24 protein-coding genes and 1 pseudogene are annotated in these 22,542 nt (G+C 31.1%); 4 read left to right on the top strand and 21 right to left on the bottom strand.

What is annotated here, in order from left to right; all coding sequences use genetic code 11:
* Nucleotides 1–152 precede the first annotated feature (152 nt).
* Nucleotides 153–1,193, bottom strand: a complete 1,041-nt coding sequence (trpX, locus tag RWM24_RS03470) for a tryptophan ABC transporter substrate-binding protein (protein WP_314111579.1) — start codon at nucleotides 1,191–1,193, stop codon at nucleotides 153–155.
* Nucleotides 1,194–1,644: 451 nt separating this feature from the next.
* On the opposite strand from trpX, the gene RWM24_RS03465 reads away from it, so the two are divergent.
* A complete protein-coding gene (locus tag RWM24_RS03465) occupies nucleotides 1,645–3,138 on the top strand; it encodes a flavocytochrome c (protein WP_314111576.1) in 1,494 nt (497 codons plus the stop codon).
* On the opposite strand, the pseudogene RWM24_RS03460 reads toward RWM24_RS03465, so the two are convergent.
* Nucleotides 3,130–3,304: pseudogene (locus RWM24_RS03460) on the bottom strand (FanG protein). The gene RWM24_RS03465 and the pseudogene RWM24_RS03460 sit on opposite strands and share 9 nt — an antisense overlap.
* Before the next feature lie 28 nt (nucleotides 3,305–3,332).
* On the opposite strand from RWM24_RS03460, the gene RWM24_RS03455 reads away from it, so the two are divergent.
* The gene (locus RWM24_RS03455) at nucleotides 3,333–3,947 is read left to right on the top strand and encodes a CadD family cadmium resistance transporter (RefSeq protein ID WP_314111573.1); all 615 of its coding nucleotides are present in this window, start codon (nucleotides 3,333–3,335) and stop codon (nucleotides 3,945–3,947) included.
* A gap of 11 nt (nucleotides 3,948–3,958) precedes the next feature.
* A complete protein-coding gene (gene cadX, locus RWM24_RS03450) occupies nucleotides 3,959–4,297 on the top strand; it encodes a Cd(II)/Zn(II)-sensing metalloregulatory transcriptional regulator CadX (RefSeq protein WP_314111571.1) in 339 nt (112 codons plus the stop codon).
* A 152-nt stretch (nucleotides 4,298–4,449) separates the two neighbouring features.
* Here cadX and RWM24_RS03445 read toward each other — a convergent pair whose 3' ends face one another.
* Both RWM24_RS03445 and RWM24_RS03440 read right to left on the bottom strand, forming a co-directional pair.
* On the bottom strand, nucleotides 4,450–4,680 hold the full coding sequence (locus tag RWM24_RS03445; RefSeq protein ID WP_314111568.1) for a hypothetical protein: 231 nt from the start codon (nucleotides 4,678–4,680) through the stop codon (nucleotides 4,450–4,452).
* 56 nt (nucleotides 4,681–4,736) lie between these two features.
* Complete coding sequence (locus tag RWM24_RS03440) at nucleotides 4,737–5,183, bottom strand: flavodoxin (RefSeq protein ID WP_006703079.1); 447 nt, start codon at nucleotides 5,181–5,183, stop codon at nucleotides 4,737–4,739.
* A gap of 196 nt (nucleotides 5,184–5,379) precedes the next feature.
* Between RWM24_RS03440 and RWM24_RS03435 the strand changes: the two genes are divergently transcribed.
* Entirely contained in the window at nucleotides 5,380–6,258 is an 879-nt protein-coding gene (locus tag RWM24_RS03435; RefSeq protein ID WP_314111566.1) for a cation diffusion facilitator family transporter, read from the top strand.
* Nucleotides 6,259–6,265: 7 nt separating this feature from the next.
* On the opposite strand, the gene RWM24_RS03430 is transcribed toward RWM24_RS03435, so the two are convergent.
* The 17 genes from RWM24_RS03430 to RWM24_RS03350 all read right to left on the bottom strand — a co-directional run bounded on the left by RWM24_RS03430 (nucleotide 6,266) and on the right by RWM24_RS03350 (nucleotide 22,468).
* A complete protein-coding gene (locus RWM24_RS03430) occupies nucleotides 6,266–7,252 on the bottom strand; it encodes a LacI family DNA-binding transcriptional regulator (protein ID WP_314111563.1) in 987 nt (328 codons plus the stop codon).
* A gap of 14 nt (nucleotides 7,253–7,266) precedes the next feature.
* Nucleotides 7,267–8,010 carry a class A sortase gene (locus RWM24_RS03425; RefSeq protein ID WP_314111560.1) on the bottom strand — a complete coding sequence of 248 codons (744 nt, stop codon included), beginning with the start codon at nucleotides 8,008–8,010 and terminating at the stop codon, nucleotides 7,267–7,269.
* Between the two features lie 11 nt (nucleotides 8,011–8,021).
* Nucleotides 8,022–8,630 carry a class I SAM-dependent methyltransferase gene (locus tag RWM24_RS03420; protein WP_314111557.1) on the bottom strand — a complete coding sequence of 203 codons (609 nt, stop codon included), beginning with the start codon at nucleotides 8,628–8,630 and terminating at the stop codon, nucleotides 8,022–8,024.
* 292 nt (nucleotides 8,631–8,922) lie between these two features.
* Nucleotides 8,923–9,192, bottom strand: a complete 270-nt coding sequence (locus RWM24_RS03415; protein WP_314111554.1) for a GNAT family N-acetyltransferase — start codon at nucleotides 9,190–9,192, stop codon at nucleotides 8,923–8,925.
* Between the two features lie 29 nt (nucleotides 9,193–9,221).
* Nucleotides 9,222–9,650, bottom strand: a complete 429-nt coding sequence (locus RWM24_RS03410; protein WP_314111551.1) for an Rrf2 family transcriptional regulator — start codon at nucleotides 9,648–9,650, stop codon at nucleotides 9,222–9,224.
* Nucleotides 9,651–9,660: 10 nt separating this feature from the next.
* Nucleotides 9,661–11,025: an FAD-dependent oxidoreductase gene (locus RWM24_RS03405; RefSeq protein WP_314111549.1), complete on the bottom strand. Its 1,365-nt coding sequence runs from the start codon at nucleotides 11,023–11,025 to the stop codon at nucleotides 9,661–9,663.
* A 122-nt stretch (nucleotides 11,026–11,147) separates the two neighbouring features.
* Nucleotides 11,148–12,104, bottom strand: a complete 957-nt coding sequence (locus RWM24_RS03400; protein WP_314111548.1) for an HD domain-containing protein — start codon at nucleotides 12,102–12,104, stop codon at nucleotides 11,148–11,150.
* A 15-nt stretch (nucleotides 12,105–12,119) separates the two neighbouring features.
* On the bottom strand, nucleotides 12,120–14,810 hold the full coding sequence (locus tag RWM24_RS03395; protein ID WP_314111546.1) for an AAA family ATPase: 2,691 nt from the start codon (nucleotides 14,808–14,810) through the stop codon (nucleotides 12,120–12,122).
* On the bottom strand, nucleotides 14,794–16,008 hold the full coding sequence (locus tag RWM24_RS03390; protein WP_314111543.1) for a DNA repair exonuclease: 1,215 nt from the start codon (nucleotides 16,006–16,008) through the stop codon (nucleotides 14,794–14,796). Before RWM24_RS03390 ends, RWM24_RS03395 begins: the two co-directional genes overlap by 17 nt.
* Before the next feature lie 102 nt (nucleotides 16,009–16,110).
* A complete protein-coding gene (locus RWM24_RS03385) occupies nucleotides 16,111–16,449 on the bottom strand; it encodes a YlbF family regulator (protein WP_314111540.1) in 339 nt (112 codons plus the stop codon).
* A 108-nt stretch (nucleotides 16,450–16,557) separates the two neighbouring features.
* Nucleotides 16,558–17,142 carry a rod shape-determining protein MreD gene (mreD, locus tag RWM24_RS03380; protein ID WP_314111538.1) on the bottom strand — a complete coding sequence of 195 codons (585 nt, stop codon included), beginning with the start codon at nucleotides 17,140–17,142 and terminating at the stop codon, nucleotides 16,558–16,560.
* Complete coding sequence (mreC, locus tag RWM24_RS03375) at nucleotides 17,142–17,990, bottom strand: rod shape-determining protein MreC (RefSeq protein ID WP_314111535.1); 849 nt, start codon at nucleotides 17,988–17,990, stop codon at nucleotides 17,142–17,144. The genes mreD and mreC overlap by 1 nt, the downstream gene beginning before the upstream one ends.
* Nucleotides 17,991–18,008: 18 nt before the next feature.
* The gene (locus tag RWM24_RS03370; protein WP_006703093.1) at nucleotides 18,009–19,016 is read right to left on the bottom strand and encodes a rod shape-determining protein; all 1,008 of its coding nucleotides are present in this window, start codon (nucleotides 19,014–19,016) and stop codon (nucleotides 18,009–18,011) included.
* Between the two features lie 126 nt (nucleotides 19,017–19,142).
* Entirely contained in the window at nucleotides 19,143–19,706 is a 564-nt protein-coding gene (locus tag RWM24_RS03365; protein WP_314111532.1) for a sigma-70 family RNA polymerase sigma factor, read from the bottom strand.
* 423 nt (nucleotides 19,707–20,129) lie between these two features.
* A complete protein-coding gene (locus RWM24_RS03360; protein WP_314111529.1) occupies nucleotides 20,130–20,783 on the bottom strand; it encodes an NAD(P)H-dependent oxidoreductase in 654 nt (217 codons plus the stop codon).
* 72 nt (nucleotides 20,784–20,855) lie between these two features.
* Nucleotides 20,856–21,563: a methyltransferase domain-containing protein gene (locus RWM24_RS03355; protein WP_314111527.1), complete on the bottom strand. Its 708-nt coding sequence runs from the start codon at nucleotides 21,561–21,563 to the stop codon at nucleotides 20,856–20,858.
* Nucleotides 21,563–22,468, bottom strand: a complete 906-nt coding sequence (locus RWM24_RS03350; protein WP_314111524.1) for an aminoglycoside phosphotransferase family protein — start codon at nucleotides 22,466–22,468, stop codon at nucleotides 21,563–21,565. Before RWM24_RS03350 ends, RWM24_RS03355 begins: the two co-directional genes overlap by 1 nt.
* Between the last annotated feature and the right edge of the window lie 74 nt (nucleotides 22,469–22,542).

Genomic DNA, 22,542 nt, shown 5'->3' with positions numbered 1-22,542 from the left:
TGTATGTGAAACTCAATGACTACTATACCTTATTCCATCCATATTAGCTATCATTATGAGTATTCTTTTGAATAAATATTGAGGGTGGACAATTTTCTTGCCCAATCCCTCAATCATATATGTTTTTTCTCTAGACGACGTCTTACTATTTGTTATTTTTTAGCAGTAACTTTTTGTGCTTTTTGAGCAATATCTGCTGGAATTGTAATTCCTAATTCTTTCGCTTTTTCTTCATTTAAGTAGATGACACCTTCATTTGCTAATTTAATTGGTGTATCTGCTGGTTTAGCACCTTTTAATACTTCTACAACCATTTTAGCTGTTTCTACACCAATTTGGTATTGATCCACACCTAAACCTAATACTCCACCGTCAGCAACCATTGTATCAGCTGAAGGGAATACTGGAATTTTTTTAGCATCTGTTGCTTTTACAACTGTAGCCATTGCACTTGCAATTGTATTGTCGATTGGAACAAAGATTGCTTCTACTTGGCTTGCTAAACTTTCAGTTACTTGTTGAATATCGTTTGTGTTTGCAATTGTTGCTACTTTTACTTCTAACCCTAAAGCTTTTGCATCTTCTTCTGCTTGTTTAGCTTGTTTTACTGAGTTATCTTCACTTGATGTATATAAAATACCTACTGTTTTTAATGTTGGAACAACTTGTTTCATAATTTCTAATTGTTGTTTAATTGGTGTACGGTCACTAACACCTGTGATGTTGTTTCCTGGTTTTTTCTCATCTTTAATTAATCCTGCTTCTACTGGATAAGTAATCCCACCCATTACGATTGGAATATCTTTTGTAACATTTGCTAATGATAATGTCGCAGGTGTTGTAATCCCAACAATCACATCATTTTTGTTAGAAACTAATTTTTCACTCATTGATGCTAAGTTACTTTGGTCACCTTGTGCATTTTGGAAATCAATTTCTAAGTTTTTACCTGCTTCATATCCTTCTTTAGCTAATTCATCTTGAATACCTTTATAGATAGCATCTAATGCTGGGTGACTTAATAATTGTAATACCCCTAATTTTACTTTTTTATCTTGTGTTATTGTTTGTGCTGTTTGTTGTGTATTTGTTGTTTTTTGAGATGATTTTTGTACTGTATTGTAAACTAATGATCCTAATAATACGACTAATAATACTAATGCAAATCCTAAAATTCCTTTATTTTTTTTCATAAAAAATTCCTCCAGTGTAAATAAAACTTCTTTGAATGAACTCGATAAAGAAAAAAGAGACCGCTTTGGGTCTCTTTATTAATACAAAAAGACCACGTAGGTTCTATTTTATTAGATCTACGTGGTCGAGTTCATTCATGTTTAAATTTCCACATAGATACAATTTCACGTCAATGAAGGTTGTATCTATATGTACAAAATGTACGTTAAGAACAACCTGTATCTAGTGGCTTTGCCAACGAGTATTCAATTGTAAGACTAATACTTGATGCATGTTCCTAACTCCTTTTCGCTTGATGTGGTTATTATGCACTGATTTATATCAAATGTCAACAACTTTTTTTGAAAATGAAATATTTTTTGTAACACTTTTGTAAAATATTGTAAAAACATGAAAATTATGATAGGATATTTAAGGCAAAAATAATTTTTCACAAAAAGGAGAATAGAGATGAAGAAAAGTCTTATGGCTAGTTTAGCCTTCGCCTCAGTTCTATTATTATCTGCTTGCGGAAATAGTAGTACTACAAAAACAACAAAGGAGACAACTAAAACAGAAGCTGTTGCTAGTGCATCTGCTCAAAAATATGCTGATCCTTCAACATTAAAAGACAGCTATGATGTTGTAATCGTTGGTTCTGGTGGTGCTGGTTTATCAGCTGCTATCCAAGCGAAAGAAGCAGGTAAAAACCCAGTTATTTTAGAAAAAATGGCAACAGCAGGAGGAAATACAACTAAATCTTCTGCAGGGATGAATGCCTCTCAAACTAAATTCCAAGAAGCTGAAGGAATTAAAGATTCAAACGATAAATTCTATGAAGAATCTTTAAAAGGTGGACATGGAACAAACAATCCTGAATTATTACACTACTTAGTAGACAACTCTGCTTCAGCGATTGATTGGTTAGATTCTATGGGAATTACATTAAGTAACTTAACAACTACTGGTGGTATGAGCGAAAAACGTACTCACCGTCCTGCTGATGGTTCAGCTGTAGGTGAATACTTAGTTGCTGGATTATTACGTAATGCTTCAGAACGTGAAATCCCACTTTTCGTAAATGCTGTTGTAAACAAAGTGAACGAAAAAGATGGTAAAGTTACAGGTGTTAACGTTACAATCGATGGACAAGAAAAAACAATTGCTTCAAACGCTGTTGTTTTAACAACTGGTGGTTTCGGTGCAAATATGGAAATGGTTACTGAATACAAACCTGAATTAAACGGTTTTGTAACAACAAACCAAAAAGGTTCAACTGGTGACGGTATCGTATTAGCAAAAGAAATTGGCGCTGCAACTGTAGATATGGGAGAAATCCAAATCCACCCTACTGTTGAACAATCAACTTCAACATTAATTTCTGAATCAGTTCGTGGTGAAGGTGCTATCCTTGTGAACCAAGAAGGTAAACGTTTCTTCAATGAAATGGAAACTCGTGATAAAGTATCTCAAGCAATTATCGGATTACCAGAAAAATATGCATACTTAATTTTAGATAATGCATTAACTGATCGTGCTAAAGCTGTTAAGTTCTATGAAAAACGTGGTTTAGTAAAAACTGCTGATACTTTAGAAGGCTTAGCAAAAGAAATTGGTGTACCTGCTGAAAACTTAAAAGCAACTTTAGAAGCTTGGAACAAAGCTGTTGCTGATAAAAAAGATAGCGAATTTGGTCGTTCAACTGCTATGGATCACGACTTAACAACTGGTCCATTCCACGCAATCCAAATCGCACCTGGTATTCACCACACAATGGGTGGCTTGAAAATTAATACTAACGCTCAAGTATTAAAAGAAGACGGTTCAGTTATCAACGGATTATACGCTGCTGGTGAAGTAACTGGTGGAGTTCACGGTGCTAACCGTATCGGTGGTAACGCTGTAGCTGACATCATTATCTTTGGACGTCAAGCTGGAGCACAAGCTGCTGCTTACTTAAAATAATAGATTTACTCTATCTTTTTTAGATAAATCTATTATTTGGATATTGAAGTTAAGCCCTGCTATCATTTCGATGGCAGGGCTTTTTAATGTTTGGTACACCAACTTCTTATCTATATCTTGGTGGAGTTAAAGGTTGACATCTACAAAGTTTAATATTACAATACATTCAAAAATATATTTGAATGAGGTGTTTTATGATCCAAAATGTTATTACTTCAATAATCCTATATTCTGGGACAGCCGTAGACTTACTAATTATCCTAATGTTATTTTTTGCCAAAAGAAAAAGCAGAAGAGACATTATCAACATCTATTTAGGACAATTTCTAGGCTCTGGTAGTCTAATATTGCTAAGTTTGCTTTTTGCATTTGTCTTAAATTATATTCCTAGTAAAGAGATTTTAGGTTTACTCGGTTTGATTCCAATTTTCCTAGGTCTCAAAGTTTTGCTTTTAGGAGATTCTGATGGAGAAGCTATTGCAAAAGATGGTTTGCGCAAAGATAATAAAAACCTGATTTTTCTAGTCGCTATGATTACTTTTGCAAGTTGTGGTGCTGACAATATTGGTGTCTTTGTCCCATATTTTACTACCTTAAATTTAGCAAATTTGATAGTAGCTTTACTTACCTTTCTAGTCATGATTTATCTCTTGGTTTTTTCTGCCCAAAAATTGGCACAAGTCCCTTCTGTTGGAGAAACTTTGGAAAAATATAGCAGATGGTTTATTGCCGTTGTTTATTTAGGATTGGGGATATATATCCTGATTGAAAATAACAGTTTTGACATACTATGGACTATATTAGGCTAGGAGAAAATATTATGAAAAAAGATAGTATCTGCCAAGTGAATGTTATAAATCAGCAAAATATTACAACCGCAACGAACTACCTTGAAAAGGAAAAAGTCCAAAAATCACTTCGCATTTTAACAAAATTTACCGATAATAAACAGATAAATATCATCTTCTATCTTCTTGCTGTTGAAGAACTCTGTGTCTGTGATATAGCCTGTTTACTAGATCTCAGTATGGCATCTGCATCCCACCATCTTCGTAAACTAGCCAATCAAAACATCTTGGACACTAGAAGAGAGGGGAAAATTATATATTATTTTATAAAAGATGAGGAAATCAGGGATTTTTTTAATCAACTCGGATAACAACTATTTTTACTACTTTTCCATGGTTCTAGGGTGCTACTCTATGAAATTTTTTGATGAAAATTACTTACAAGAAATACCTACTTGTATCAAATGTTTAAGAAAAAAGTATAATTTAATCAAAAAAGGCTGCCTATCTTGGCAACCTTTTTTTAATCCTCATCCTTAATATCAATATCTTCTGGAATCGGCTCATCTAAGTATTTTTGATATTCTTCAATCATTTTTTGACGTTGCTTTATAAAAAAATCAAATTGAGATCGATTAATGAGGACTTCATCATCGACTGTAATCGTAGAAATTTGTTTTTCACGAATTAAATATAATACATACGCAATATCTACTTCTAAATATTCCGCAATCCCTTCAATTGTTTGATACATCTTTTTTTCTCCATAAATAAAAGTAACAGTTCTTTTCCAAACTGTTACCTTCTCTTCTATCCTAATTTTTCTACTAAACTTTTTGCAAAAGCTTCAATATTTTTCACATCTTCTTCTTCTGCATTTAAATCTACTAATACATTTTCTGCACCTTTTGTTGCACCTGTTTTAGCAAATTGTTCATCAAAATCTAATACTGATTGACAGAATTTATCATAGAATGTATCTCCAGAACCTAGTGCTCCATAGATTTTTCCTGATAAATCTTCCTCTTCTAATTCTTCATAAAAATCAACGATTTCATCTGGTAAATCACCATCTGTACCATAAGTGTAAGTTGCGACTACACAAATATCATAGTCATGAAATTCATCAGCTGTAGCGGAAGTACATTCTTTAATATCTACTTCTACTCCTTGTTCTTCTAATGATTCTGCTAAAATATCTGCAATTTCTTCTGTGTTTCCTGTTAAACTAGCATATACAATTAATGCTGTTGCCATTTACTTCACTCTCTTTCGTTTCGATTGATTTTATTATACCAAAAGAATTCCTTAAGAGATAGTCAAAATAAAAGATTTCTTATGTCATTTTCATCTATATTTTCATATAAAACTATCTTCCATAGCATTTAATTTTTATTTTCACTCTTTTTTTGTTATAATTTTATAATAACTTTTACAGAATGGAGGAAATAACATGAATGCTACTCAACGATTAAAGCAGGCAGAAAAAGGAGCTATCCTTAGTATTATCACTTATATCCTACTTTCATCTAGTAAATTAATAGTTGGAAAATTATTTTTCTCTCAAGCACTCTTTGCCGATGGATTAAACAACTTTACTGATGTCTTATCTTCTATTCTTGTATTCATCGGATTAAAAATTTCTCAAAAACCTGCCGATAAAAATCACCCATATGGTCATTGGAAATTTGAAACTTTAGCTAGTCTAATCACTTCATTTATGATGTGTATTATTGGATTAGAGGTAATTCGAGATGCATGGAATAACTTCATATATCCTGTCCAGGAACCCCCATCATTAATCACTGCTATTATTGGCGGGGTGTCAGCAGTTTTAATGTTTGGAGTATATCGTTATAATAATTCACTAGCTATAAAAATTAATTCACTAGGATTAAAAGCAGCTGCTAAAGATAATCTTAGTGATGCATTAACAAGTCTTTCTACTTCCATTGCTATTTTAGCAGCAAAGTTAAGTTTTACTTGGTTAGATGGTTTGATGGCATTGGTTGTTGGAATCATGATTTTAAAAACAGCATTTGATATTTTTAAAGAAAGTACCTTCCAATTAACAGATGGATTTGAACCAGAAGAAATTAAAACTTATCAATCGCTAATCCTTGCTCACCCAGAAGTAAAAAGTGTTGAAGAAATTAAAGCAAGACGATATGGTTCAAATATTTATATAGATTTAACAGTTTGTATGGATCCAAATTTAACTGTATGGAAAAGTCATGAAGTAACAGAAGAAATTGAAATCGAATTAGAAGAGTTGTTTGGCATTCAGTTTATTGATATCCATGTTGAACCTTATAAAAAAGCTAGAAATTAGGATTTCCCTAATTTCTAGCTTTTTTTGTACTGTCTCCTAATTTTACATGAGTAGGTATCATTGTTTTCATCTCACATGGAATGTTATGGATTAATTTTTCTAGAACTTTCATTGAAACTCTTCCAGCTTCTTTGAACTGATATTCGACAGTTGTTAATGTAGGATTCATAAATTGACCAATCTCATATCCACCAAAACCTGCAATCGCAACTTCTTCAGGAATTTTTCTTCCACACTGTTGTGCCGCCTTCATTAAAGCGACAGCAATATTATCAGTTGCAGCAATAACTAAAGGATGAGTTTCATCTTTAAACAAGTCCATTCCTATTTTTAATGCTTTTTGAGTGGAGAAATCTCCTTCCAACTGTTCCATTCGCTCAAATTGATGAACTTTTGCTCCTGAAAAAATCCCTTCTTTCCGAACAACTCCAACAGCATGATCTCTTTTTGAAACACCCACATACGTTAATTCATGATAACCAAGTTCAGCAAGATTTTCGACTAATTCAAAGCCTGCTTGGTAATCATCGTGAATGATACTATAAATTTCATGATGTTCTTGACCAACGATTACGACAGGAACTGGACAATTTTTAATCGTTTTAATATGTTCAGGTGTTATTTCAGTAGCAACTAATATAATTCCAGCAACTTTATTTCTAGCAAATTCTTCAATTGCTCGGATTTCTCTTTGGTTATCTTGTCTAGCATTATTCACAATCGAAATATAGTTTAATGTTTCAGTAATTTCTTCAATACCAATTAAAGTCTGAGCCGTTGCTGCAGAATCAACTCTTGGGACAATAACACCAATAATCGAACTTAACTTTGCTTTTAAACTACGAGCAAACGGACTAGGGATATAATTTTCTTCTTTTATTACTTTTTCAATTTTTTGTGCTGTTTCTACACTAATCGATCCGCCATTTAAAAATCTCGAAACAGTACTTTTCGTAACTCCTGCCTTTTCTGCGATATCCTTAATTGTTGCCAACGGATCCACCTTCTTTATAATGTTGTAAAGTCAATATTGAAAGCTTGTTTTACATCTTCAGTAACATCACTAATTGGTGTTTTTGAAACGAATTTTCCTTTAAAGCTGTAACGATGAGAAGCTTCTAAATCATCACATGTAATTAAAGTAATTTCAGTTTTTCCTGGAACATCATAAATGACTTCTACTTGATAAGCTTCCACTAAATCAATACTTGTAGTTTCATATTCATAGACATATTCCATATCTGTTAAATAAATTTTATCTCCAACTTTTAATTTAACTAATGGAGAGAATAATAAACGTTCATCTGAAAAATAGTGGTGACTTGCTAGCGCATAATTTCCTTCACCCATTTTTTGAGTTGGTTTTAAAGTTCCCGCACCAGCTAATAATACAGGATTGGAAATCCCTTTATAAATCGGTAAATTTAAATTAACACTTGGTACTGCAATGGCCCCTAATGTTAAAAATTTAGAAGTATCCATTTTAGCTTTTACAACTGCTTGTAAATCTAAAGCTTCTACTGTTGAAAAATCAAACTCTGCTTCTTGAGTTTCATTTTCTTTTACTTCAGCTGCAGTTACTTTACTTAATTGTACAGCATGTTCTGCTTGGAATTGTGCTAACATATACGAACGAATTGGTCCTGCTGCAAATAATACTCCAGCAATAATAAATAATAGTCCAGCAACCCATATTCTCCAATTGAATCCTTTTTTTCTTTTTTGCTTATTCATCTTTTCTGTTTTTGTCATAATAATCTCCTTTACATTTTTGTACTTACTAAAATCCAATATCCTTTATCCCACTGAATTCTTTCACAATTTCCAAATACTTCTTCCATTTTCTTTTGCGCACTTGGAGCTCCTTGTTTTTTTTGAATCACAATGACTAATTGACCATTTTCTGCTAAATAATCATAAGCTTTTTCTAAAATGGTATGCACAACTGTTTTTCCTGCACGAATCGGAGGATTACTAATAATGATTTCATATTGAGATTTTTTTACTGCATCATACAAATTACTTTCATGTATATCTACATTATGAATACCATTTTTATTGGCATTTTCTCTTGCTAATAATAAAGCACGTTCATTGACATCAATCATTTCGATAGATAATTCAGGATAAGCTTTTCCATAAGCAAGTCCCATGGTACCATATCCGCACCCAATATCCAATAAACTTGCTTTTTGAAACTGCTCAGGAATGTCATAAGACTCTATTAACAATTCGCTCCCAAAATCAACCGTATGTTTTGAGAAAACTCCATTATCACTTGTAAAAGAAAGAGTATTTCCTTTCAAACGATACGTCCAATGTTTTTGATGGCTAATGCTCTCTGGATTTTTTGTATAATAATGATTTTCCATAATTTCTCCTTAATTCTTATAATAATTAACTATACTATTTCTTTTCATAACTTCCAACACTTATGATTAAATTTTAATGATTCTGTAATGATTTTTACAACCAAAAAACCCGTTGCTATTTCTAACAACGGGAAAAGGTTAGGAGGGTTTACTAATAAAAAATGTTGGGAGTTCATTTTTTATTTGGGAGAAGTAAACCTTAGGTGTTTTATTGGGTATGTCTGTATAATAAAGGTCAATTATGAATTTTTTATGAATTTTTTGTGTTGTTTTTATGAAAAAATAACTTTTTTTATATTTTCACATCATGATATTCGTCATATTTTTTAAATAAATTAACGACATATGAACATGTTGGATGGATTTTCTTCTGATTTTCCCTTGCATAATCCGCTAATTTATCTACTAATAATTTTCCAATTCCTTGGCCTCTATAAGTTGGATCTACAAAAGTATGATCCGCAATGAACACATCATTTTCCACTTGAAATGTAATTTCTGCATCCACTTCACCTGAAGCGTTATAATGTCTAAAGGCATTTTCTTCTTTTACAAATTCCATTAAACTCACTCCTTAAAGATAATCCTAATCTAATTTTTTTCTGACTTTCTTTGTAATCTTTCAACTACATCTAGTATACTCTGTTTTTGATAAAATTCTAGTTGATTTTTAATTTGTTCGTCTTGCAAGTCTGAAAAAACTCCACAAATATGATTGGCTACGAGACAAACTTCATCCAAAGAGGATTGATATTGTTTTTTTAATCGTTTATCTTCTCCTACTAGAAGAAATAAATCTCCTAATAAAATCTCTTTTGGATCTGCTTGAATTTTATAACCACCATTAGCTCCATTTACAACATCTACATATCCTTTAGAAGAAGCTAAACTCATCACTTTTCTAACTATAACAGGATTACTACATGCATTATGTGCTAATTGTTGACTAGAAAATCTTCTATCATGATGAACAGATAAATACGTTAAACAATGGATGATAACTATAAAGTCGTTTCCCATTTTGATTCCTCTATTTGATTAATCCAAATACATCATTTAATGCTTCTGCCATTGTTGGGTGAGTGAAGATTTGATCACGTAATGCAGTATAAGGTAATTTTGCTTTAATCGCAGTAGCAATGATATTAATCACTTCATGAGACTCTTCAGCAAATAATGTTGCCCCAACAATTTCATTTGTTTCTTCATGTACTAAAACTTTGTAGAATCCTACTTGATTTCCTAAAATTTTTGCTTTTGGAACAGCAGCCATTGGTAACTTAGCAACTTTCACAGGAATCCCTGCTGCTTGTGCTGCTTTTTCATTTAAACCAACACTTGATAATGTAGGGCTAATAAATGTTGAAGTTGGAATTAATGAACGTTCTTTAGTTGAATATTCTTTATTTCCTGCTAAGAAGTTTTTCACGATTCTGAAGTCATCTAATGAGATAAATGTGAATTGAGGTCCACCATTTACATCACCTAATGCGAAGATATGTGGTTTATTTGTTTGTAAAAATTCATTTACTTTAATAGCACCACGTTCAGATAATTCAACACCTGCTTTTTCTAAATCTAAGCCTTGAATGTTTGGTTTTCTACCTGTTGCTACTAATACTGCATCTGCAACAAGTGATTTTTCTTCATCATTTTTAGCATAGTAAACTGTTGCTTTATTTCCTTCTGTTTCTACTTTTTTAACAGAAATTCCTAATTCAAAAGTAACTCCCATTTCTTCTAAACGTTCTTTAACTGCTGCAGCAACATCATCATCTTCACGAGGAATAAATGCATCAAATACATCTACTACTGTTACTTTTGAACCGAATTGTGCATATGTTGCTGCAAATTCTAATCCAATAAATCCACTACCAACAATTACAACTGATTCTGGGAATTCTTCTAAATCCATAATTGTTTCATTTGTGTGAATTGGTCCTCCAACTTTTAATCCTTCGATTGGTGGGATAAATGGAGTACCACCTGTATTAATGAAGATTCTTTCTGCTACATATTCTTCTACACCATTTGCTGTATCAACAGCAACTGTATGTTCATCTACAAAACGACCAAATCCATCTACAATTGTTACATTTGGAGCAGAATTAACTTTTTGGTAGTTTGCTTGATTTAAAGCTGCAATTAATGCTTTTTTCTCTTGAATAGATTTTTGATAGTAAACTGCATTGTCTACTTGGCTATATTTTTTGCGAGCTGCTGCAGTTGCAATTTTTTTAGTTGGGATACATCCAACATTAATACATGTACCACCATACATTACAGGAGATTTTTCAATTAAGACTGTTTCTTCTCCTTGTGTTCCTAAGTAAGCAGCAATTGTTTTACCTGCTTTACCAAATCCAATAATAATATTTTTAACGTTTTTTGACATATGAATCACCTTTCTTTAAATGTAATATTTTAAATTACAGTTAGTATCATATACCTCTTTTTTCATTTTGTAAATAGTTTTGCTCAAAAAAAATAAAAGTCTGATAAACAGACTTTTATTTTCTACTCTACAGTACGTGGTTTATAAAATGTTCGATTGTCCAGACCAAAAATTCGTTCACTAAATTGTCCTGGTTCTGTCTTTTGTAAAGCTGATGTAATCATTGTGACACTTGCATCCATCAAGTCTACATGATGTAAAATCTCTGCTTCTAATAATAATGGACGAACTGGAGATCCATATTCTAATTTACCATGGTGTGCTAATACTAAATGTTTTAATAAGATAACATCTTCATGGCTTTGATCAATATCTAACTCTTCACACGCTTTCGTAATTTCTTCATCCATTAGAACAATATGCCCCATCAATTTTCCTTTTAGAGTATATTCAGTTCCTACTGCACCTGACAATTCAATAATCTTCCCGATATCATGTAATAAAACACCTGATAATAATAATGAACGATTTACTTCTGGATACTGTTCCGCAATGGATTTTGCTAATCGTAACATAGATAAAGTATGATAACTTAAACCTCCTGCAAATGCATGATGGTGACGTTTAGCTGCTGGATACTCAAAGAAATCTTGTTGATATTTCCCTAAAATTTTATGTACGATTCTTCGCATTACTGGATTAATAATTTCAAATAAAATAGTATTTAATTCTGTTTCCATTTCTTCTCTTTTCATTGGAGCATGTTCTAAGAAATCTGAAACATCACTTGGTTCTCCCATTTCAGGTCTAGATAAACGTAGTCCTGTAATTTTAATTTGTGGCATCCCATTAAAAATTTCTCTTTTACCTACCAGATAAACAATACTACCTGATGAAAAACGCTCAATTTCTTCTGGAGTTGCAGACCAATATTTGCCATCCATTTGTCCTGACTTATCTTGGAATGTAAAAGCTAAAAATGGTTTCCCATTTTTGGCTAATCTTACATCGGCTGTTTTAATTAATAAAAACAACTCAAATGATTCATCTACTGCATAATCATATAATTTTTTTACCATGTATTCCTCTTCTTTCTATCTTAGTAACCTTATTAAACTAGCAGGTGTCTCTGCAATCATAAAAGGTTCCTCATCTAATGAAAAATAAACAACTTGTACTTTATGTGAAAGCTCTTTAATTAATTGTAACATAATCTTTTTACGTACACTATCAAAATTCACAAAACCATCATCAATTAGAATAGGCAATGAAATTTTAGAGGATAAATTTCTAATAAAAGCTAAGCGAATACTTATTAATAATTGGTCTAAAGTCCCTCTTGATAATTCACTAGCCAAAAACCATTTTTCATCCTGATTTTGTACTGCTATTTTCATATTTTTCATTTGAATCGTTTGATATCTACCTTGGGTTAAACGATTCAAATACTCACTAGCTACTTGTATTACTTCATTCGTTTGCGAAGGTAACTGTTTTTGTAAACTTTCTAAAATCCATTTTGAAGCATATAAATGACTTGCCCAATCTACTAGTTGTTCTTCCACCTCTGTCTTCCATAATTCAAACTGAATCAGCTGTTCATGATAAGTTCCATCTGTTACTAAATAATGAATCTGTTGCCCTAACTTAGCTTGCTCTTCTAATAAGAATTGATTTTTTTGAAGAAGTGTGAATAAAGATTGTTGAATAACTTCAATTTTACATTCTAAATCTTCTTCACTTTTTATCTCTTCTAATTTTTCTAAATAAGGTTTTAATTGCTGCTGTAACTGATGATATTCTTGAATCAACAATCGATTCCTTTCAAATACTGCTTCTTTTTCATAAAATTCTTCAGCTGTTTGAACATTTGCCATCTTAAAAAGTGTTGTCTTTTGAATTTCTAATAATTGCTTATCGCAATACAATTGTTGAATCTGTTCCTGTAATTTTAAGCCTTCATTCATTTGAAGAAGTTCTTTTTGATAAGAATTTTGAACTTCTTGAATCATCTTCTTCAATATTTTCCATTCCATTTCAATTGTATTTGGAATCGTTTCTTTTCTAACTTCAAAAACCCAACGCCAATTCGTCTGTAGCTGATTTATTTCACTTTCAATCTGTTGAAGTTTCTCTTCTTTTGTTTGACTTTGCTGAACGAAATATCGAAGTGATTTTAAAACATCTCCTTGGCATAGCTGTTCAACTGAAATTTTTGAATCAGCATACCCAAATTCTTTTTTCCAATGAGAAAATTCCTTTTTAATCTTTTCTACCTCTTCTTGATTTTGTTTACTTTGTAACGTATATCTATCTAATTCTTCTTGAATTTCTTCTAATTTTTTTGAAAAATAATTCTCCATTTGTTTTTCATGAATAAAATTCTTTCCATACAGCAAACTTGAACATCCTATAAGAAGTCCAATAATCATTCCGAACCCTTTTAGTAATGGATTTGATAGTAACATTAGAGATATAAGAATCGTTACTAAACCACTAATCATCAACAGTCCACTAGCATTAAACCTATTTTGTGTAGAATGTTTCCTATTAGAGTGATTGTTGAGCTTTTCTGCTTCCTGTTTTAGTCGATTCATTTGACTTTCTAATTCTAACTCTTTAAATGTCAGAGATTTTTCTTGATGAAGCATTTCTTTTAATCGTTCAATATCTCTATCCGTCATTTTTAAGGGAAGATTTTGATGATAAACATTCCACAGTTCTTCTTCTTTTTCAATCGTTTGTTTTAATTCATCCAATTCTATTTTTAAGTTCTTTCTGAGCAGAATTTTCTCTTCTATTTCATCTTCCATTAAAAAAAGATTTAGTAAACTTGACCATCTTGCATCTTCTTTTAATAATTGCTCACTTTGCTGTCTTTGTTTCCACAAATGATACTTCTGTTGTAATTCATGGAGTTGTTGTTCGTTCCATTCAAAATCTAATTGATTTCGCTCTAATTCATATTTCCACTCTGAATCCCATGTATCTTTCTGATTCATATGAATTTTATTCCTTAATTCTTTCCATCTTTCATAACTACTCCAATGAGAGTATAATAATTGGAAAACTCTATCATCTTCCTGATTTTTTTGTATCTTTTGCGAGTGATTTTGTATCTCTTTTTTTATATTTTCAGACTTTTGAATCATTTCTTCATATATTTCATTATTTTGTGCTAATTCTTCAATTTTTATCATTTGTAAATCCAATTGTTGTAATTGTTGATTCATCATTCTTTTAACAGCTTTAGGTGTAAAAATTGATTCTGCTTGTTTTTGTAAACTGGTAGATAATTTCATCCACTCTTCACTACCTGTTAAACTAACACTGTAAAGAAACTGATCCATTTCCTCCATTGAAGAAAAATGAAATTGATCTAATTGCTCTTTATTAAATCCAAAAACTTGTACATATTGTTTTTCATCCATTTGAAAAAGCAATTGTTTCCATCTTTCTTCAGATAAACTTTTTTCTGAAGTAGTTTCACATCGAAAACACAATTTTCCATTCTTAATATATCGTTCGATGACTAATGAACCTTCATCCGTTTCATCTAACCAAATTCTCCCACCCATTACTCCTCCATGGTGAGGTTCATATGGATATTTCCCAGCTACTTTCTTTGGAAAGCCAAACAATACATGTTGAATAAAGGAACGTAAGGTTGATTTACCTGATTCATTTTCCCCTTGAAAAATTTGAAGTTGTTGATGAAAATCCATTCTCACGTTAGACCATTTTCCATATCCAAAAATTTCTATCCGATTAATGTACATTCTCATCACCTACTTCCCTATTCATTTCGATTAATATTTTTGCTCTTTGAATGATTTTATGATGAAATTGATTGCTATTCATTTCCTTTGAAAAATATTTTGCTAACAATGTATGTTGCTGGGCAATCATTTGAATATCTTTCAAGCGCTTTTGATGGCTTTCTTCATCTTCTAGTAATTCAATACTTAGTTGACTATTAATTTTAACCTTTTTAAATTCAATCGTAATTTCTATTAAATTTAAATTTTTACACTTAATTGAAAGTTCTTTTTGCAACATCTCTTCAATTAATTTCAACCACGATTGGTTAAAACCTCTAGTTACTATTAAAATGAATTTTAATAAATAGGTCTTATCATCATTCCATTTTTGCTTTAAAATTTCGCTATACAGCTGCGACACAATTTGTTCTATTGAATAAACTTCCTCCATTAAAAATTCTAATTCCATCCATTCAATAGGATTACAGGAAATAAATTCTCGATTCATTGGTAAAGTTTTATTTAGAGTAACTACATAGAATCCTTTCTCTCCGAGTTCTTTAAAACTTCTCCCTTGAATCGTACCAGAGTAAGCTATTCTTCCATTAGAATTTAAATCCATCGCTCGATGAATATGTCCTAAAGCCCAATAATCATAATGAAGTTGCTCTAAGTCACTAATCTTAAAAGGAGCATATACTGTTGATGAATCAGCTGTTGTGCGAGTTTGTCCATGATACATACCAATATGATAATCTACAAATGAATTTCTCATTGGAAATTGTAACGCCATACACTCATTAATCCATCTTATATCATAACTAAACCCACTAATAGCAATACTTTCTCCAGATAAAGTTGTGAGTATTTCCGTTGAAACATCCCTTTTAAAAACTTTTACAAAATCATTATTCCACTCTTCATTAAACATTCCATAATCATGGTTTCCATGAATTAAATAAGTATAAATACCTTCTTGAGCTAACCGTTGAAATTGTTCTTTTAAAAAGTTTTTTTCCTGAATGTGTTGATGACTAGAATCAAAAATATCCCCCGAAATCAGTACAAAATCAACATGAAATCGAATGGCTGTTTCAATTAGGGTTAAAAAGGCTCTTTTAGTAGCTTCAATGGCTTGAAATGCAATTGAACTATTTTTTTGTTGAAGCCCTGTAAAGGGGCTCCCTAAATGTATATCGGCACAATGAATAAAGCGAATCATAAGAACTCCTTATCTATAAAATAAAACGGTCTATTCACTTCTAGTCCATTATGAATTTTATTCATAGGCTAAAAATCAATAAGACCGTTTCGATCAATATAATTATTGATATAATTCTTGTAATGAAGTCGTTAAAATGCGATTAATATCTTGCATCATCACATTTAAACGTTGTTCTGCTTGCATTAATGTTTGAATAGCTTCATTAGAACTTGCTTTTTGATATAAATCATTTGCATAATTCATATCTTCTTCAGTCAATTCTTCACCACTCATTTGTTTTTGTTGAAATTTTACATTCATATCACGGAACTCTTCAAATAAAGCTTTTGCTTCTTCAGATTGTTGTACTGCTTCAAATGCTACCTTCACTGCAGCAAACTCATCTGATTGACGAAGTTCACGTTCTAATTGATTCGCTGTATCATATAAATTGCTCATCATTATACCTCCTTTTTCTCTTTTATTATAGCACAACTAGAACGTTTTCTTCTAGTTTTTTCGTACATATGTTCGTACATAAAAAGCCGGCAAAATACCGGCCTCAGTTTAATGATAATGATAAGAATTCCCTTGATTTCTTCGAGTAGCTCGCAATGAAATTTTCTCATGAGAAATCCCAGATTGTACCCATAAAGCGAATTTTTTCAAAGGAATATATAATACATAATACAATACAATATTCAAAATTAAACTTGACGCTAATCGTTGAACTAAAAATTGTTGCACTGAGAGATGTTGAATTCCAATTAATGTATAAATGATATATACTCCTGTTTCAGTAATGGTTAACAAGAAAATTAAAGCTAATCCTAGTGTGAAAGGATTGATACTAATTTTCCCTCTAATATGACCAATGACTCGAATAATAACAGCAAAGATTGCCATATAAACTCCTAAAATACCAGAATAGTAGCTATCATACATAAAACCAACCATTACTGCAAACCAAAACATACTAGAATGGTCTATAATAAAAGTTAATAAGATTAATGTAATCACCACAATTCTTGGAACAAGAGTATATCCTGATTCAATTAAAAATACTGAAAAATGATTCATAATCACTCCGTCCAATAAAAAAGCAATTATCATCAAAATTGGTAACCAATAAATACGTTTTGAAGTATGCATTATTCAGTCCTACTTTCACTTGTTCGCTTCACCACTGTTACATAACGAACATCATTTGTATCTGCTGCTGGTTTAATACGAACTTCTTTATAAAGTCCAAAACGATCCATTGCTACTTCTTCAACAGTTCCTATATATAAAGAACTTGGAGAAACGCCACCTAAACCAGATGTCACAACTTTATCCCCAACTTTAATTTCTTGAGTTGCTTGAATTTGGCTCATAATTAAAATATTTTTTTCATGGTCAAATCCTGTCAATGTTCCATAAATGGATTCTTTTTCTCCTTGAATCATTGCTGCAACACGAACTAAAGTATTATCATTATTCGATAATAAAGCGACTCTAGCACTTGTAGGATTCACATCTAACACTTTCCCTACTAGTCCGTTATCACTCATAACAGACATTTGGGGAGTTAATCCATCGTTTGCTCCCTTATTAATAGTAACAATATCTCTCCAAGTATCTGGATTTCTTGCAATTACAGTTGCATTTATTAAAGAATATTCATTTAAAGTATCTTGTAACTTCAATGCTTCCTTCATTTTTTCATTATCTTTTTTTAAGTCATTTAATTGAACTTCTAATTCATAGATTGTTTCTACTTTTTGTTTTAACGTCTGATTTTCTTGATAAGTATTTGTTAAATTGGAAATACTTTCCATAAAATCATTGACACTATTGGCAGGATAAGCAAGCATGCGTCCTAAAATATTTGTCACATCATTGACACCTTGCGAAACAATATTACTACCAACAGTGAGTGAAAAGGTAATTAGTAATAGCGTTACAATTCCACCTAAAACCCAACCAATTAATTTCTTGTTCGAAAATATTGGATTCACTGTTCAGTCTCCTTTTCATTATTTTTTCATTAATAATGGATTTGCTAAAATTTTTCCCGTTCCTAATGCTACACAATCCAGAGGATCATTTGCCACAAATGCAGGTACTTGTGTATAGTCAGAAATGACTTCTGCTAAATTTCTTAACAAGGCTCCACCACCCGTTAATACGATACCATGATCAATGACATCAGAGGCAATCTCTGGAGGTGTTTGTTCTAAAACATCTCTTACTGCGTCTATAATTTGAGTTATAATTTCACTCATTGCTTCTGCAATTTCAACAGCTTCTACTTCAATAATTCTTGGTAAGCCAGAAACCATATCACGTCCACGAACTTGCATACTTCCATATGCAGATGATTTTTCTACCGAAGCAGATCCTAATTGAATTTTTAAATCTTCAGCTGTTCTTTCACCAATTAATAAATTATATTTTTTACGAACATGTAATACAATGGCTTCATTTAATTCGTCACCACCGATACGGATAGACTGACTATTTACAATTCCACCTAATGAAATTGTTGCTACATCAGTCGTTCCACCACCAATATCAACAATCATACTACCGGTTGGATCTTGTACAGGTAATCCTGCTCCAACAGCTGCTGCAAATGGCTCTTCAACCACATAAGCTTCTTTAGCACCAGCATATTTTGTAGCATCTAATACTGCTCTTTTCTCAACATCCGTAATTCCACTTGGTACACAAATCATAACAATCGGTTTAAAGAAAGAACGACCGACAATCGATTGTACAAAATATTTTAACATAGCAGTTGTTGTATTATAATCTGCAATGACACCATCTTTCATTGGTCTAACTGCCACAATATTTTCTGGTGTTCGTCCAATCATATCAAATGCATTTTGACCAACAGCTATAATTTCTTCAGTAACTATATTTTTTGCAACTACTGATGGTTCACGTGTAACAATTCCTTCATTTTCAAGATAAACAATTGTATTGGCTGTCCCTAAATCAATACCAATATTTTGTGCTCTTAAACTTAATGCAACCACAAACGGTCCTCCTTTTCGTGTCTCTTTCGACACCTAATATACCTTGTATAGTATATCATACAATAGGCTAATAATAAATATTAGTCCTCTTGTAATAATGGAGAAAGTTATAATGATTTTATTAATTTAATACTCTTTATTTTCTTGAATATTTTCGTAAAATAATTTAAATTTCTTATGGCAACGGTTAAAAGCACTTTTGATAGCTGGTATGGATTTATTAGATTTTTCTGCTATTTGTTCAAAAGTATATCCTTTTGTATAAAAATAGAATACAGCTTTTTCAAATGCTGATAAAGAATCCCAATATCTAGGAATTTCTTCTTTTAATAAAAATTCTTCTTCTACAGAAATATGATGTTTAAGATTAGAAATATCATATTTACATAAATACTTTTCTGGAACAACTCTTTCACGATGTTCATGTCGAATTAATTGAATAGCATAGTTTTTTAAAGAACGTTGAAAATAAGCTAAAAATGATTTTCCTTTTTTAAAATCAAATTTTTGAGCTGTATAATAAAGTAAAAAACTAGCTTCCTGCATAAAGTCTTCTAATTCAACACAATAATAAAAATGACGATAATACATATTATACATTAAAGGCTTTACTTTGTTTTCTAAAATAACAAAGGCTTCTTCTTCATCGCCATTTTGTATTCTCAATACTAATTTTTCTATGCTACACATATTTACCCCTCCTAATTTTTATTCAATTTCATTATAGAATAAAAATTAGGAGCATCAAGATTAATTCTTAGATTTTATAGAAAATTATTGCTTGAAAATAATTTTAAAACTATCAATAAAGAATAAATCCGATTTTTAATTTTCCATTCATTATTTTCATTACAATTTTTTTCTAGGTAAATCATAAATAATAAATATCATTGAAAAATGATGCAAATAATACTTTATTATATTAAAAATTCAATTTGACAATTAATCTAGAAATTTAATTTGTTAAGATTTGTTTAAAATTTCAAAACTCTTTTCTGAATAAAAGAAGCTCATCATTCAAAAAAATTTAATATAGAATCATGCACATAAAAACTGTTTAGTAAATCATAGCAATCCACTAAACAGTTTCAATAATATATTTGTATATACAGATTATTCAATTACCTCATAAATTGCTTCTTTATTCCAACGAAGTTTAGGAGTAATCTCTTGATCACGGTATCCAAAACTAGCCATGACTGATACACCAAACTCATCTGTGTTTAAGTAGCCTTTATCTTTTAAATAAGCTTCTACTTGTTTTTTGTTATATCCTTCAATCGGTAAAGAATCAATACCTAAAAGTGTTGCTGCAGACATCATATTTGCCATTTGAATATACGTTTGTTTACTAGCCCAGTCAAATAATGTTCTTTCATCATTTAATGCTGCATCGATTTCATGGAAGTTCTTCACACGAGCAGCAAATCGTGAAGTTGGATCATACTCACGATTTTTTACTTCCTTCATCAACTTTGCAACATACGGACTATCATAAGTAACGCCTTTTCGAGCAAGGAAAATAACAAAATGACTTGCAGCTTCTAAACTATTAATAGCTCCCCATGCCATTTCTTTCAAATCTTCTCTCATTTGCTTATTTTCTAATAGGAGCATTTTCCAAGGTTCAAAACCAAGAGATGATGGAGCTAAACGTCCTACTTCCACTAATGTATCCCAATCTTCATCTGAAATACGACGATTCGGATCATATTTTTTTACAGCAAAACGTTTATGTTGTAATTCTATAACTTCATTTCTGTTCATAAAACTTCTCCTCATATTTTCTGATAATCAAACTTTATCATACGTAATGGGTACTTACAAGAAAATATATTTCTATTCCTTCACTAGCCATACATGTTGTAAGAAACTAATATCTTTATACGGATACAAATTACATACTGCAAGTTCCATTTCAGTCATCTTTTCTAACCAGTTATCTTTCGTTTTTACTTCATTCATCTGTAAACTATAAAATGTACGGATAGCTTGATAGTTTTCCAATTTCATTTTTGACATTTCTAATAATTCATCAATGGTATACGTTGTTCCTTGAGAAAAAGAAACACTTCTAAATTCATCCCCATTTAATAAATCTAATGCTTGATCAACATCATTAGAAAAGACAACTGCTTGCATAATTTTGCCAACTTGATTATGTTTAATAATGGATAACTTCCCATTTCGTTTTAATACTCTCTTTAATTCAGAAAGATAGTTCACTCGACAATCTTTATCAATATACTCTAATACATTGTGACACAAAACAATATCAAAAGTTTCCGATTCAAATTTTTTAACTTGCTCTAAGCTGCCTAAGATTTTTTCATAACGATGATTTGAATAGGCAAATAACATTTCTTCCTGTGGTTCAATCGCAAAGACTTCATTATTTTGAGCTAAAAATTGACTTACTAAACCAAAACCTGAACCAAAATCTAAAATTTTCTTTCCTTTAATATGTTCTAATTGAGCAAAAGTAATTTCATATTGAATTTTCCCCCATGGCTGCTCTAACATTTGTTTATATTGTTGAATATTCATTAAAAAATACCTTCCTTTTCAAAATTATTTCCTTTATAAAACTTAGGAATTACTCGTTTAAAATCGTCAAACCAATCCAAAACTAATTTTGCCCTTTTAAGCATAATCTCTAATTGATTATCTCCAAAATTAATAGCCCAACGAATAGAGCCTACAACATCACAAGCCATATAATAAGCCATTAATTTCCAAAATATATCAGGAATCTTCTCTCCTTCAAAATATCCATTAACGAAACCAGTAGCAAACTCTTCAGATAATTGAGCATTCCAAATCATACGATTAAACTCTTCCATAGGATCACCAATCTCTAAAGAACCAAAATCAATAATAACGAGCTTCTTTGTTTCTAATTCAATCATCATATTTCCAATATGATAATCTCCATGACATAATGAAATGGGTCTATCTTTTAATAAAGATTTATGACTTTGGATAAAATTAATAAACGTTTCAATTTCTGCAAAATTCTTATTCAGTTTTCTAAAAAAATGAATCTTTTTCTTTGACTTCTGTATATAATATTCTTGCCAATTTACAGAAGATTCTTCAATAGAAAGCGAGTGAATCTTCTTTAGAAAAGCTCCAGCTTGCATAGCATATTGATAAAGTTCTTCTCCTGTTAATTTAGACGCATAATCTCTAATATCAACTCCATCAATCCATTCGTATAAACTTAAAATTGAATTGGTTTCAAACTTCATTTCTACTAATTTTGGAAATTTGATTTCTTTTTCTAAAGCTGAAATATACTTTACTTCTAATTCTTTCTTCTTAGTAAAAGATAAAGGAGAAATTTTTAAAAAATAATTCTTGTCTGCTTTGACTTTGTACTTCATCTCTTCAGAATATCCTTTTTGGATGAACTCCTTTGGATATTGTTCCAGTTCATCTAGTATTGTCATATTTAACTCCTTTAAAAATTGGTTCTATAATTTATAGGGTTGATGGAGAAAATCTACCAACCCTATTTTAGTGT

Origin of the sequence: uncultured Granulicatella sp., from assembly GCF_963516875.1 — a bacterium.
Taxonomy (GTDB): domain Bacteria; phylum Bacillota; class Bacilli; order Lactobacillales; family Aerococcaceae; genus Granulicatella.
The sequence above is the reverse complement of the archived record's forward strand: the minus strand, read 5'-3'. Positions and strand labels throughout refer to the sequence as shown.

Bases quoted from the DNA above. Each gene is read 5' to 3' on its own strand.
- trpX (WP_314111579.1), bottom strand. From the start codon at position 1,193: ATGAAAAAAAATAAAGGAATTTTAGGATTTGCATTAGTATTATTAGTC.
- RWM24_RS03465 (WP_314111576.1), top strand. From the start codon at position 1,645: ATGAAGAAAAGTCTTATGGCTAGTTTAGCCTTCGCCTCAGTTCTATTA.
- RWM24_RS03455 (WP_314111573.1), top strand. From the start codon at position 3,333: ATGATCCAAAATGTTATTACTTCAATAATCCTATATTCTGGGACAGCC.
- cadX (WP_314111571.1), top strand. From the start codon at position 3,959: ATGAAAAAAGATAGTATCTGCCAAGTGAATGTTATAAATCAGCAAAAT.
- RWM24_RS03445 (WP_314111568.1), bottom strand. From the start codon at position 4,680: ATGTATCAAACAATTGAAGGGATTGCGGAATATTTAGAAGTAGATATT.
- RWM24_RS03440 (WP_006703079.1), bottom strand. From the start codon at position 5,183: ATGGCAACAGCATTAATTGTATATGCTAGTTTAACAGGAAACACAGAA.
- RWM24_RS03435 (WP_314111566.1), top strand. From the start codon at position 5,380: ATGAATGCTACTCAACGATTAAAGCAGGCAGAAAAAGGAGCTATCCTT.
- RWM24_RS03425 (WP_314111560.1), bottom strand. From the start codon at position 8,010: ATGACAAAAACAGAAAAGATGAATAAGCAAAAAAGAAAAAAAGGATTC.
- RWM24_RS03420 (WP_314111557.1), bottom strand. From the start codon at position 8,630: ATGGAAAATCATTATTATACAAAAAATCCAGAGAGCATTAGCCATCAA.
- RWM24_RS03415 (WP_314111554.1), bottom strand. From the start codon at position 9,192: ATGGAATTTGTAAAAGAAGAAAATGCCTTTAGACATTATAACGCTTCA.
- RWM24_RS03410 (WP_314111551.1), bottom strand. From the start codon at position 9,650: ATGGGAAACGACTTTATAGTTATCATCCATTGTTTAACGTATTTATCT.
- RWM24_RS03405 (WP_314111549.1), bottom strand. From the start codon at position 11,025: ATGTCAAAAAACGTTAAAAATATTATTATTGGATTTGGTAAAGCAGGT.
- RWM24_RS03400 (WP_314111548.1), bottom strand. From the start codon at position 12,104: ATGGTAAAAAAATTATATGATTATGCAGTAGATGAATCATTTGAGTTG.
- RWM24_RS03395 (WP_314111546.1), bottom strand. From the start codon at position 14,810: ATGAGAATGTACATTAATCGGATAGAAATTTTTGGATATGGAAAATGG.
- RWM24_RS03390 (WP_314111543.1), bottom strand. From the start codon at position 16,008: ATGATTCGCTTTATTCATTGTGCCGATATACATTTAGGGAGCCCCTTT.
- RWM24_RS03385 (WP_314111540.1), bottom strand. From the start codon at position 16,449: ATGAGCAATTTATATGATACAGCGAATCAATTAGAACGTGAACTTCGT.
- mreD (WP_314111538.1), bottom strand. From the start codon at position 17,142: ATGCATACTTCAAAACGTATTTATTGGTTACCAATTTTGATGATAATT.
- RWM24_RS03365 (WP_314111532.1), bottom strand. From the start codon at position 19,706: ATGTGTAGCATAGAAAAATTAGTATTGAGAATACAAAATGGCGATGAA.
- RWM24_RS03360 (WP_314111529.1), bottom strand. From the start codon at position 20,783: ATGAACAGAAATGAAGTTATAGAATTACAACATAAACGTTTTGCTGTA.
- RWM24_RS03355 (WP_314111527.1), bottom strand. From the start codon at position 21,563: ATGAATATTCAACAATATAAACAAATGTTAGAGCAGCCATGGGGGAAA.
- RWM24_RS03350 (WP_314111524.1), bottom strand. From the start codon at position 22,468: ATGACAATACTAGATGAACTGGAACAATATCCAAAGGAGTTCATCCAA.